The organism is Salirhabdus salicampi, from assembly GCF_024259515.1.
Classification (GTDB): domain Bacteria; phylum Bacillota; class Bacilli; order Bacillales; family Alkalibacillaceae; genus Salirhabdus_A; species Salirhabdus_A salicampi.
This window is the reverse complement of the sequence record NZ_JANBWE010000003.1, coordinates 301478-313809: the sequence shown is the minus strand read 5'-3', so window position 1 is coordinate 313809 and position 12332 is coordinate 301478. Positions and strand designations below refer to the sequence as shown.

Here is a 12332-nt window from a genome sequence, read left to right as displayed (position 1 = left end):
TGGCTACACCTCCACGTCATATGGCTCGTAATCTTTACGGAGCGGATAACCTTTCCAGTCTTCACCTAGTAAAATCCGTTTCAACTCAGGATGGTTCTGAAATTGAACACCAAGAAGGTCATATACTTCGCATTCAGGCCAGTTAGCACCTTCATACAACGGTACTAATGATGGAGCAACTGGTTCTTCTCGATTTAATTGTACTTTTAGCGCAATACTATGCCGTTTCGTAAAGGAGTATAGGTGAACGTAAAGTTCCATATGGGTTTCATAATCAATTCCATGAAAATCAGAAACATAATCAAATTGAAGGTCTTGGTGGGATTTTAATGCTTTTGCAATTTCGTAGTAGTAGTCAATATGTGCGATTATGGTCGGTATATCTTTAGAAGAGGTATTTACGTAGGAGTCGACCAACGCATTTGCGCCAACTTGTTGTGTAATCACATTAACATAATGGTCTAACAATGGTTGATTTGGTGATGGAGTTTGCTCTTTCTGTTTTTCTTGATCTACAGCCTTTTTTCTCCTTGGATTCCGAGCATTTCTTTTATCATCTTTTTCCTCTGTCATTTTAAAATCACCCGCTTCCCGGTTTTTGCTTCGTAGCGGATTTTCTCTTGTAATTTATTAATACCATAAATTAAAGCAGCGGGATTTGGAGGACAGCCAGGAATATATACATCTACGGGAACGATTTGATCTACTCCTTTAACAACAGAGTAGGACTTAATGTAAGGACCTCCTGCTGTTGCACAAGACCCCATGGCAATTACCCATTTCGGTTCTGGCATTTGGTCATAAAGACGACGTACAATAGGCGCCATTTTTTTCGTTACTGTACCTGACACAATCATACAATCCGATTGACGTGGTGATGTTCGAAAGAAAGATCCAAAGCGATCTAAATCATAGTGAGATGCTCCGACTCCCATCATCTCAATGGCGCAACATGCAAGTCCAAATTGGACTGGCCAAAGGGAGTTGCTTCTTGCCCATGATTTCAGTTGTTCAAGTGTAATAAAGAAGACGTTGCGGTTCAGTTCTTCCTGTTCCTGTGGACTAATGTTCTCTAAATTCATCTCCATTTCAGCACCTTCTTTTTCCAGGCGTATATTAATCCGAGTAATAACATGACAATAAAAATTAACATTTCAATTAAAGCAAAAATTCCTAACTTCTCATAGGCTACTGCCCACGGATAAAGGAAAACAGTTTCAACATCAAAAATTAAAAATAACAGAGCAAATAAATAGTAGCGTACGTTAAACTGGGCTCTAGCATCTTGAAACGGCTCTACTCCACTTTCATAGGTTGTCATTTTTTGTTCTGTTGGTTTATGTGGCCGTAGGAGCTTCCCAAACGTTAACGCTACAATCGGTAATAGAAACCCGACAATCATGAAGATAATGATTATTAAGTAACTATTTTGATAGACGTGTAGGGAGTCCATTTTTCAACCCCTTTATACAGAATTTTCTATCTTTTCTAACCGCTTTCATTATAGCAAACTGCTATATTTGTGTCGATAGCCCCTTTCCAGATAACCTAATGTTGTTCATCCCACCACATATGTATGTACCATTATGCCCATACATGAATAGAACGAATAAAAAAAGTCTTAAGTAACGTAGAATATACGAGTACTTAAGACTTTTTCCTGTTTATTTTTCCGCCACATCAATACGATTAATGGCACGTTGTAAGGCGAATTCAGCCCGTTTAAAGTCAATATCGTCTTGCTTTGCATTTAGACGTTGCTCAGCACGTTCTTTTGCTTTACGTGCTCGTTCAACGTCAATGTCGTTTTGTTTTTCAGCTGCTTCAGCCAAGATGGTCACCTTATCAGGGCGGACTTCAACAAATCCACCGGTAACTGCAACAAAATCGGTTCCCTCTTCTTTTTCCAGCTTCACACCGCTAACGGTTAACGGAGCTACCAACGGAATGTGTTCAGGAAGTATACCGAGTTCGCCGCTTTCGGCTTTGCAGACTACCATGCTGTATTCGTCTTCCAGTACAGGGCCATCGGGAGTAACAACACTCACTGCTAGTGTTTTCATACTAACCCCTCCTCAGGCTTGCTAAATCCACGATAGTCATGATTTACAAACCCATTATTGTTACATATTTTTCGCTTTTTCAACAACTTCTTCAATGCGACCTACTAGACGGAATGCATCTTCCGGAAGATCGTCATATTTTCCTTCAAGTATCTCTTTAAAACCACGTACAGTTTCATCAACTGGCACGTAAGAACCAGGCTGACCTGTAAACTGCTCAGCAACGTGGAAGTTTTGAGATAAGAAGAACTGGATACGACGTGCACGTGATACTGTCTGCTTATCTTCGTCAGAAAGTTCATCCATACCTAAGATAGCAATGATATCTTGAAGTTCTTTGTATCGCTGAAGTGTTCTTTGAACTTCACGAGCAACGTTATAATGTTCTTCACCAACGATATTAGGATCCAAAGCACGAGAAGTAGATGCTAATGGGTCCACCGCAGGGTAAATACCTTGCTCAGACAATTTACGTTCAAGGTTTGTCGTTGCATCTAAGTGAGCGAACGTTGTAGCCGGAGCCGGATCTGTATAGTCATCGGCTGGTACGTAAATCGCCTGAATAGATGTAATGGAACCTTTATCTGTAGATGTAATACGTTCCTGCAATTGTCCCATTTCCGTTGCAAGTGTAGGCTGATAACCTACGGCAGAAGGCATACGTCCAAGTAACGCAGATACCTCAGAACCTGCCTGTGTGAAACGGTAAATGTTATCGATGAACAATAGTACGTCTTGTCCTTGCTCATCACGGAAATATTCAGCCATTGAAAGACCAGTTAAGGCAACACGCATACGTGCTCCAGGTGGTTCGTTCATCTGACCGAATACCATAGCTGTTTTCTTAATAACGCCAGAATCGCTCATTTCGAAGTAAAGGTCGTTACCCTCACGAGTACGCTCCCCTACACCTGCGAATACGGAAATACCACCGTGTTCTTGGGCGATGTTGTTAATAAGCTCCTGGATTAATACCGTTTTACCAACACCGGCACCACCGAATAGCCCAATCTTACCACCTTTAATGTAAGGAGCAAGCAAATCAACAACTTTAATCCCTGTTTCCAGGATTTCTGTTTGTGTTGATAGATTTTCAAACTTTGGTGCTTCTTTATGGATTGGTTCACGTTTTACGTTCGTTAACTCTTCATTAAGGTCAATGTGTTCCCCTAATACGTTAAATACACGACCAAGTGTTTCCTCACCTACAGGTACAGAAATTGGGGCACCTGTATCTTCTACAGCTGTTCCACGAACAAGACCGTCAGTAGAAGACATCGCAATTGTACGAACTGAGTCGTCACCTAGGTGAAGAGCAACTTCTAATGTTAAGTCGATGTTCACACTAGAACCATCTTTCGCTTCTTGACGCACTTTCAAAGCGTTATAAATTTCAGGCAGTTCTCCACTATCGAACTTTACGTCAACAACAGGTCCCATTACCTGTAAAATACGTCCTTTGCTCATCCTTTTCCCTCCTAACTTACTGTCACGTTCATCGTTCTATTCTAAAGCGGCTGCTCCACTTACGATCTCACTAATCTCTTGAGTAATTGCGGCTTGACGTGCTCGGTTATACGTTAATGTCAAGTCATCAATCAGATCGTTTGCGTTGTCCGTAGCGTTCTTCATTGCCGTCATACGAGCAGCGTGCTCACTTGCTTTCCCGTCCAATAATGCGCCATATACTAAGCTTTCAGCATATTGTGGAAGCAATACTTTCAAAATATCTTCTTGATTTGGCTCATATTCATAAGTGCTTAACGTTTTACCTTCAGTGCTTATATCAGTTAAAGGAAGCAGTTTCTTGTCTGTTACCACTTGCGATACGGCGGATTCGAAATGGTTATAGTATAGGTATAATTCGTCAATTTCTTCTTGGGCGAACATATCTACTGCACCACTTGCAATATCCTTAATATCTGCAAATTTTGGTTGGTCATCTATGCCGGTAATTTCTCGCGAAATCGGCATGTCACGCTTCTTAAAGAAGTCACGTCCAATACGTCCAATGGCAACAACAGTGTACTCATCTTTACTTTGATGACGTTCCTGAATATCCTGATACACTTTGCGCAAAACGCTACTGTTATACGGTCCCGCCAATCCCCGGTCAGAGGTAATGACGATATAACCTGTTTTCTTTACAGGTCGAGTTTGTAGCATCGGATGGTCTACATCGACATTACCTGTTGCGATGCTAGCTACTACTTCTTGAATCTTATCCACATATGGAACGAAGGACTTTGCCTTTTGTTCTGCACGATTCAATTTAGAAGCAGAAACCATCTGCATTGCTTTCGTTATTTGAGTCGTCTTTTTTGTAGACGTAATCCGTGCTTTTATATCACGAAGGGATGCCAAATCATTTCACCACCTTTTCATCAGAGGTTGTGTATACCATCAATTTATTCGGATACGACAAATGTTTTTTTGAATTCATCAAGTGCTGCATTGAACTCTTCCGCATCTGGTAAGTTACCAGTTTCACGAATTTGAGTCAGCAACTCTTTCTTATTTCCTTCCAGGAATGTGAACAGTTCTGATTCGAAACGGCGCACATCTTCTACAGGAATATCATCTAAATAACCGTTAACAAGTGCATAAATGATTGCTACCTGCTTTTCAACTGGAAGTGGTTGGTGAAGGTCTTGCTTCAACACTTCAACAGTACGTTGACCACGGTTTAATTTCGCTTGTGTTGCTTTATCTAAGTCTGAACCAAACTGTGCGAATGCTTCCAGCTCACGGTATGATGCTAAGTCAAGACGTAGCGTACCAGAAACTTTCTTCATCGCTTTAATTTGGGCTGCACCACCAACACGGGATACGGATAAACCAGCGTTTACGGCCGGACGCACACCAGAGTGGAACAAGTCAGATTCTAAGAAAATTTGTCCATCAGTGATGGAAATAACGTTTGTTGGAATATATGCGGAAATATCTCCTGCTTGCGTTTCAACGAATGGCAATGCAGTTAAAGATCCGCCACCTTTTTCATCACTTAACTTCGCTGCACGCTCTAGTAAACGAGAGTGTAGGTAGAATACGTCACCAGGGAATGCTTCACGACCTGGAGGACGACGAAGTAGCAATGACAGCTCACGGTATGCTGCTGCTTGTTTAGAAAGGTCATCATATACAACTAGAACGTGTTTACCGTTGTACATGAATTCTTCACCCATAGATACTCCAGCATAAGGAGCTAAGTATAATAATGGAGCTGGTTGAGACGCACTTGCTGTTACAACAATTGTATAATCTAATGCACCTTGCTGACGAAGTGTTTCAACTACGCCACGTACAGTAGATTCCTTCTGACCAATCGCAACATAAATACAAATCATGTCTTGGTCCTTTTGGTTAATAATTGTATCAAGTGCTACAGCTGTTTTACCTGTTTGACGGTCACCGATTACCAGCTCACGCTGCCCACGTCCAATTGGAATCATGGAATCGATAACTTTCAAACCAGTTTGTAATGGTTCATGAACAGATTTACGGTCCATAACACCAGGTGCTGCTGATTCAATTGGACGTGTTTTTGTCGTCTCAATTGCACCTTTACCATCAACAGGCTGACCTAGTGGGTTTACAACACGGCCAAGAAGCTCTTCACCAACAGGTACCTGCATAATGCGGCCTGTACGGCGTACTTCGTCACCTTCACGAATTTCCTTATACGGTCCTAGAATAACAACACCAACGTTGCTTTCTTCTAAGTTTTGGGCAAGACCCATTACACCGTTAGAAAATTCAACGAGCTCACCGGACATGACATCATCAAGACCGTGAACACGTGCGATACCGTCACCAACTTGGATGACTGTACCAACATCACTAACTTCTATATCAGATTCGTAATTTTCAATTTGTTGCTTAATCAGTGCACTGATTTCCTCAGCTTTGATGCTCATCCAATTTCACCCCTATCTTCATTTGTTCGCAGAAACAAGGTTTCGTTCAATTCTTGCTAACTTTCCGCTTACACTTCCGTCGTAAATGCGGTTTCCGATTTTCAACTTAACGCCACCAAGTAACGTAGGATCAATAACCGTACGAATACGTAATGATTTCTTGTTAAGCTTTTTCGCGAACACCTCTTGTAAAGCAGATGCTTCTTCTTCTTTTAACTCACGGGCAGTGTATACGTCTGCTTCCGCAATGCCACGAGCTTCATTTGTCATTTCAACAAATCGGTCAATGAAAGAAGGGATTACTTCTTCACGATGTCGATCGATGAATAAATGAAGGGTATGAGTTACCTCTGGCGAAAACTTTTGAAAAGCATCGGATAGAACTTTTTTCTTCTTATCCGCATCTATACGAGGGTGTTTGAAAAATGGCAATAATTGATCGTTCTCTTGAAATACGTTGCGAACAGTGAGAAGTTCTTCTTCCAAACGATCTAAAATCGATTTCTCTTGTCCTAGTTGAAAAAGAGCTACAGCATAACGCTTTGCAATTACAGAATTACTCATCGCTCTTCTCCTACCTCTTTAATGTATTCGTTAATTAATTGTTCTTGGTCATTCTCAGACAATTCTTTCTCGATTACTTTGCTTGCAATTCTTACGGACAAGGAAGCCACTTGATCTTGTAAAGCTTGAATCGCTTTATCTTTCTCTTGCTCGATTTCTTTACGAGCAGTTTCTTTTATACGTTCAGCCTCTTGTCGGGCTGTGTTGATAATTGATTTCTCTTGTTCTTTTGCAGTTTGCTTCGCCGTTTCAATCACTTCTTGTGCTTGTTGGCGAGTTTCTTTTAGTTTTTCTTGAGCTTCATTTGCTAAGCGCTCTGATTCTGCACGGTTTTTCTCCGCTGTATCAATTTCGCTTGCAATATGGTCTTCACGGTCTTTCATCACTTTCATTAATGGTCCCCACGCAAATTTACGCAGAAGGGCTAGTAAAATGATGAAAACGAATAACTGAGCAAGCATGTCGCCCCAGTTAAGACCGGCAGCTCCTAATACAAGTATGCTCGTATTTAGCACAGCTTTCACTCCTTTCGCCTAAAAACATGGACAGGCTTTACATAAAGGAATGGCGAAGTATCTTTGTGCGAACTCCGCCATTATGTTCATTTTGTTTCTTACAAAACCATTATCATTACAATACGATAAATGCGATAACAACAGCGATAATAGGAATCGCCTCTACTAATGCAACCCCGATAAACATTGTTGTTTGTAGTGCACCGCGAAGTTGTGGTTGACGCGCGATACCCTCTACTGTACGACTTACGATAAGACCGTTACCAATACCTGCACCTAATGCTGCTAGACCTACTGCAATTGCAGCCGCTACTGCTCCTGTCATTGATAATTCCTCCTCTAATATTTTAAAATTTAAGTTTGTTTATAAATTAATGGTCATGACTCACTTTGTGTGCCATATATACCATTGTTAACATAGTAAAGATAAATGCCTGAATGGCACCAATAAAGATACTGAAGCCTTGCCATGCGAGCATCGGAAGGAAACCGCCAATTGCTCCAACGGCACCTGATGTTACTAAACCTGCTAATAAGGCTAACAAAATCTCACCCGCATAAATGTTACCAAACAAACGTAGTCCGAGTGTTAGCGTATTCGCAAACTCCTCTAAGATTTTTAGCGGGAACAAGAACCACATCGGTTGGAAGAATCCTTTTACATATTCCTTAGATCCTTGTAGTTTCATGCCATAAAAATGTGTCAGGACAACAACCATTGCCGCTAACGTTAAGGTGATGCTTGGGTCTGAGGTCGGGGATTTCCACCATAGGTCATGACCTACAGTTACCATCGTAATGACCCCAAGAATGTTAGAAACGAAAATGTACAACAGCAATGTTAAACCTAATGGTAAAAATTGTTTACCAGTTTTCCAATCCATTGTATTGCCAATCATATCCTTTACAAACTCTATAATCCATTCCATAAAGTTTTGGAAACCTTTAGGTTTGCGCTGTAGATTTCGACTGGCAAAAACAGCTAGTAAGAAGACAATCGTTGAAGCAACAACCATCATAAGGATGTTCGATAAATTAAAATCAAGCCAAGAAATGCCTAAAACATCTTCTAATAAGGGTGCTCCGTGATCCAAACTTTCTTCACCTCTCTTCCTTAAATGCGTAGTCTTTATGGTGAAAAATAAAATCTATGATAATGACAAAATAAACTGTCATTAAACCAATAACAACGGAGACTATATGAAAGTAGTCTGGAAAGCGTAGTGCGATTATAATCGCTAACGCTGCTGAGCCGAATCGGGAAAACGTACCAAGAGCATGGGCCGTTTCATTTTTCGCTGCAGCACCACCTACGACGTGGATTTTTTTCTGTAACAACCAAAGGTTATAAAAACTTACGGTTGTACCGAGGAAAAGCCCTAAAAAAATATCTTGATAGTTCGTAAATCCCCATCCGAGGATAAATGCAGTAAGCAGGTACAACATGAATTTTCTTTGGCGGTTGACCATTCGTTCGTAGTGAGGCATTAATCTTCTTCTCCTATGTATTTATTTACTAAGTAGATTGTTCCGTATACACCTGCAGCTAATCCGATAAATAAACCAATGATTAAAAAGAGTGGAGATGTCGAAAAACGCTGGTCAATCCATCTGCCCAAAAATATGCCAATTAGTGTGGATCCTGACAGTTGTGATACGATACCACTCGTCAGGGCAATGGCTTTAAAAGGGGTCTGCTTACCGCCCAATACAATCTCTCCCATCAAGCATATTGGACTTTCAAATTACAAAAATAATAGTTAGAAAACTATTAATATGTATGTAAACCCTATCATACACACTAAATTAGTGTACATGAAGGGCTTTTTGATTGTCAACGAATTTACGGTGAATTTTATGTGAACTTTCCGGTAATATATACCTCTGTTGTAAAACTATTCACTTCACCTTCATTGATCACTTTTATAATGGCGATATAACGGCCTTCTTCACCCATTTCCTTTCTTTCTAGTACACCTTCTACAATCCCTGGTGATACATCATTTTGATGAACAAGTTTATGACTGAAACGCAACGTATCCGGATCATACAAATCAATGTGCAGTTCGTCTGCTCCATCCGGTAAATATAAGGTATATTTAAACTCACCCGGCTTAATCGGGGAAACCGCAATATCCATTGCGCTGACTCTCGGGTAGTCTGTTGTATTGTTCACAAATAAATATGGCAGTTCAATCGTCTCTCTTTCGGCTTCCAATGTCAACCAACCTTGGTGTGTCCCTTCCGCTACTTTCAATGGACTCACTCGTAGGCCAATTGTGATTTCCTTTTTTTCATTTGGTGAAAGGGTAAACCGTTTTGGTACGTCCCACACGACTCCATCCACCCGTTTCGGCATTTGAAAAGTGTACGTCTTTTCTTCCTCACTTGTATTTTCGAGCAATAACGTCTTTGTTTTCCGGTTTTCTTGTTCGTCAATCATACCGAAGGTCAATCGACTGTTATAAATAATTGTTTCCGGGTCTACTGCTTTCTCTTTTTGCACCTCACCCATTCCTTGAATGATCGGTTCATATTTATTTTCTTGTTCATTTAATAATGGTTGAGATGTACTTAATAATGCTGCCTTTAGCTTGCTGGGCCCCCAATCTGGATGCGCTTCTTTCATCAACGCCAAAACACCCGTTACGAATGGTGCAGCCATGCTCGTCCCTTGAAGCCGTTGGTAACCTCCCGGGACGGTACTTAAAATGGCTACCCCAGGGGCAACTACATCTGGTTTCATATCCCAGGTTGCAACAACTGGTCCTTGTGAACTAAATGGGGCTATCTTGCCTGTTAGGGTATCGTAGGAAGTTTTAAACCAGCGATCTTCGGCAACGATATATCGCTTTAGCCATTCCCCGTCTTCCTTCGACACAGAAACGACTGGAATGGACACATATTCCGCTAAGCCGCCATTAAATTCACCTGGTTCGTTATTGTAAATGATTACGCCTACCGCACCGGCCTCTTCTGCTTTTTTCGCCTTTTCACCAAAGGGGATTTCCCCCCGTTTCACTAAAGCGATTTTCCCCTCTAACGATGGGAGAGACTTCGTTCCTAATCCAATGTCGATGAGGGGATAGTCCTTCGTAAAATTCCATTGCGGTGCTCCCTGCATCGGAGTTAACGCAATCTTCTTCCTAGTAAAAGAATCGTAAAAAACAGGTATTTTCATTTCTGTTATGGAAGCACCAACTGAAATTGCTTTATTGGCTGTTGCAGGTGAGGAGACCGTCCAATGTCCCGGCCCTTCATTCCCATTAGCGATAACAACTGTTACCCCTTTATCCACTGCTCGGTTGACCGCTCTACTTGTTGGCCAATCCGGGCTATTGATTGCACTTCCGAGGGATAAATTAATGATGTCCATGCCATCTTCTACCGCTTGTTCAATCGCGGCAATCACCTCTACAGAAGTCCCGTAACCCCCTGGGCCTAATGCACGATATGCATAAAGCTCAGCTTCTGGTGCAACCCCTTTGATCTTACCATTAGCGCCGACTATGCCTGCAACATGGGTTCCGTGCATAGTAGGGGGTCCTTCACTTGGACGTGTCTCCAATGGTTGTTCATCAAAATCAACTACGTCATAGCCACCTTTATAATTAGGTGTCAAGTCAGGGTGGGTGAAGTCTATTCCCGTATCAATAATCCCCACTTTCACCCCATTCCCCGTATAAGGGAAATCATATTCTTTACTCTCTCTACTAATATCCACCATGTTTGATTCGAACGTAGGAACCTCATATTTTTGAGCTGGATTCAACGTTTTCACTAACGGGTGCGTACCCACTTTCATAATGTGACGAGGTTTTCCTTTAATAGCAACTGCTTTTAGTAACGTATCATATACGTGAACGACCTCAATAAATGGATGGTATGTTTCAATATACTCTTTCCATTCATTTGGGTCTCCATCTACTTCAACAATAATTTTCACATCTTCTTCAGATGCTAAAGCAGGGAACGGTGCAGCTGCGATTATAAGTGAAGAAATCGTGAGAATACATAGTAATTGTTTCATATATCTTCTCCCTATTTTTCACTTATCTTTTGTAACGACAGGTTTTTTATGTATATTGAAAAAGCAGGGAGATCCATTCTCCCTGCTTAAGTACTTTAGTGAAAGCTCTCCGGCCGGGTAGTCGTTTCACCAAAATAATATAATAATGCATCACAAATTCGTCGGCTTGCTTGTCCGTCACCATATGGGTTTGATGATTTTGCCATCTCCTCATAGGCGGACGGATTACTTAATAGTTCATTTGCTAGAGAAAAAATATTCTCTTCATCGGTCCCTGCTAATTTTAAGGTCCCTGCTTCTATACCTTCCGGGCGCTCGGTTGTATCTCTTAAGACTAATACCGGTACACCAAGGGAAGGTGCCTCTTCTTGCACACCTCCAGAGTCGGTTAAAATGACATGAGATCTCGCTGCAAAGTTATGAAAATCAATAACCTCCAGTGGGTTAATTAAGTGAACCCGGCTATGTCCGCCTAATATATCTTGAGCAAGTTCTTGTACCACCGGATTTAAATGAACAGGATATACGACCTCTATATCTTTATGCTCATCGGCAAGTCTTCTTATAGCTCGAAACATTTGCTCCATTTTCTTGCCTATGTTTTCCCGCCGATGAGCTGTAACTAACACAATACGATTCCCTTTTAAACGGGTTAACACTTCATGACTGTAGTCATTAGTAACCGTTGTTTTCAAGGCATCTATCGCCGTATTTCCGGTAACGAAAATACGCTCGTCACGCTTATTTTCATCCAAAAGATTTTGTTTCGCTTTATTTGTCGGGGCAAAGTGTAAATCGGTCAGCACACCAGTTAATTGCCTATTCATTTCCTCTGGAAATGGGGAATATTTATCCCAAGTTCTTAATCCAGCTTCTACATGGCCGATTGCCACCTGATTATAAAAAGCAGCTAACCCCGCAACGAAACTAGTTGTCGTATCCCCATGGACAAGCACTACATCTGGCTTCGTTTCTGCAAACACACTATGTAACCCTTCTAAGGCCCTTGTTGTAACATCTGCTAATGTCTGTCTCTGCCTCATAACGTTCAAATCATAATCAGGAACAATATGAAACCAATTTAAAACTTGATCAAGCATCTCCCGATGTTGCGCTGTAACAGTAACGATAGTTTCGAATTGTTCAGGTCTTTTCTGGAGCTCTAACACTAAAGGAGCCATCTTAATTGCTTCAGGCCTCGTCCCAAAAACAGTCATAACCTTTATTTTATTCTTCACTACGT

15 protein-coding genes are annotated in these 12332 nt (G+C 41.3%); all 15 read right to left on the bottom strand.

Going from position 1 to position 12332, the window contains the following annotated elements:
- Positions 1–3 precede the first annotated feature (3 nt).
- Positions 4–573: an NADH-quinone oxidoreductase subunit C gene (locus tag NLW78_RS11460; RefSeq protein WP_254497267.1), complete on the bottom strand. Its 570-nt coding sequence runs from the start codon at positions 571–573 to the stop codon at positions 4–6.
- Positions 570–1088, bottom strand: a complete 519-nt coding sequence (locus NLW78_RS11455; RefSeq protein WP_254497266.1) for a NuoB/complex I 20 kDa subunit family protein — start codon at positions 1086–1088, stop codon at positions 570–572. The genes NLW78_RS11460 and NLW78_RS11455 overlap by 4 nt, the downstream gene beginning before the upstream one ends.
- Complete coding sequence (locus tag NLW78_RS11450; RefSeq protein WP_254497265.1) at positions 1079–1453, bottom strand: NADH-quinone oxidoreductase subunit A; 375 nt, start codon at positions 1451–1453, stop codon at positions 1079–1081. Before NLW78_RS11450 ends, NLW78_RS11455 begins: the two co-directional genes overlap by 10 nt.
- A 211-nt stretch (positions 1454–1664) precedes the next feature.
- Positions 1665–2063, bottom strand: coding sequence for a F0F1 ATP synthase subunit epsilon (locus NLW78_RS11445; RefSeq protein ID WP_254497264.1), 399 nt, complete (start codon positions 2061–2063; stop codon positions 1665–1667).
- A gap of 60 nt (positions 2064–2123) precedes the next feature.
- Positions 2124–3530, bottom strand: a complete 1407-nt coding sequence (gene atpD, locus NLW78_RS11440) for a F0F1 ATP synthase subunit beta (protein ID WP_254497263.1) — start codon at positions 3528–3530, stop codon at positions 2124–2126.
- A 36-nt stretch (positions 3531–3566) separates the two neighbouring features.
- Positions 3567–4427: an ATP synthase F1 subunit gamma gene (atpG, locus tag NLW78_RS11435; RefSeq protein WP_254497262.1), complete on the bottom strand. Its 861-nt coding sequence runs from the start codon at positions 4425–4427 to the stop codon at positions 3567–3569.
- Positions 4428–4471: 44 nt separating this feature from the next.
- Positions 4472–5980 (bottom strand): F0F1 ATP synthase subunit alpha, encoded by a 1509-nt coding sequence (atpA, locus tag NLW78_RS11430; RefSeq protein WP_254497261.1) that lies wholly within the window; start codon positions 5978–5980, stop codon positions 4472–4474.
- Positions 5981–5998: 18 nt separating this feature from the next.
- Complete coding sequence (locus NLW78_RS11425; RefSeq protein WP_254497260.1) at positions 5999–6544, bottom strand: F0F1 ATP synthase subunit delta; 546 nt, start codon at positions 6542–6544, stop codon at positions 5999–6001.
- The gene (locus tag NLW78_RS11420; RefSeq protein ID WP_254497259.1) at positions 6541–7059 is read right to left on the bottom strand and encodes a F0F1 ATP synthase subunit B; all 519 of its coding nucleotides are present in this window, start codon (positions 7057–7059) and stop codon (positions 6541–6543) included. The genes NLW78_RS11425 and NLW78_RS11420 overlap by 4 nt, the downstream gene beginning before the upstream one ends.
- A gap of 115 nt (positions 7060–7174) precedes the next feature.
- Positions 7175–7384, bottom strand: coding sequence for a F0F1 ATP synthase subunit C (gene atpE, locus NLW78_RS11415; RefSeq protein WP_254497258.1), 210 nt, complete (start codon positions 7382–7384; stop codon positions 7175–7177).
- 46 nt (positions 7385–7430) lie between these two features.
- Entirely contained in the window at positions 7431–8153 is a 723-nt protein-coding gene (gene atpB, locus NLW78_RS11410) for a F0F1 ATP synthase subunit A (protein WP_254497257.1), read from the bottom strand.
- Between the two features lie 7 nt (positions 8154–8160).
- Positions 8161–8547, bottom strand: coding sequence for an ATP synthase subunit I (locus NLW78_RS11405; RefSeq protein WP_254497256.1), 387 nt, complete (start codon positions 8545–8547; stop codon positions 8161–8163).
- A complete protein-coding gene (locus NLW78_RS11400) occupies positions 8547–8768 on the bottom strand; it encodes an AtpZ/AtpI family protein (protein ID WP_254497255.1) in 222 nt (73 codons plus the stop codon). Before NLW78_RS11400 ends, NLW78_RS11405 begins: the two co-directional genes overlap by 1 nt.
- Before the next feature lie 146 nt (positions 8769–8914).
- Positions 8915–11089, bottom strand: a complete 2175-nt coding sequence (locus NLW78_RS11395) for a S8 family serine peptidase (RefSeq protein WP_254497254.1) — start codon at positions 11087–11089, stop codon at positions 8915–8917.
- 95 nt (positions 11090–11184) lie between these two features.
- Complete coding sequence (gene wecB, locus NLW78_RS11390; RefSeq protein ID WP_367617679.1) at positions 11185–12327, bottom strand: non-hydrolyzing UDP-N-acetylglucosamine 2-epimerase; 1143 nt, start codon at positions 12325–12327, stop codon at positions 11185–11187.
- Positions 12328–12332: the final 5 nt, after the last annotated feature.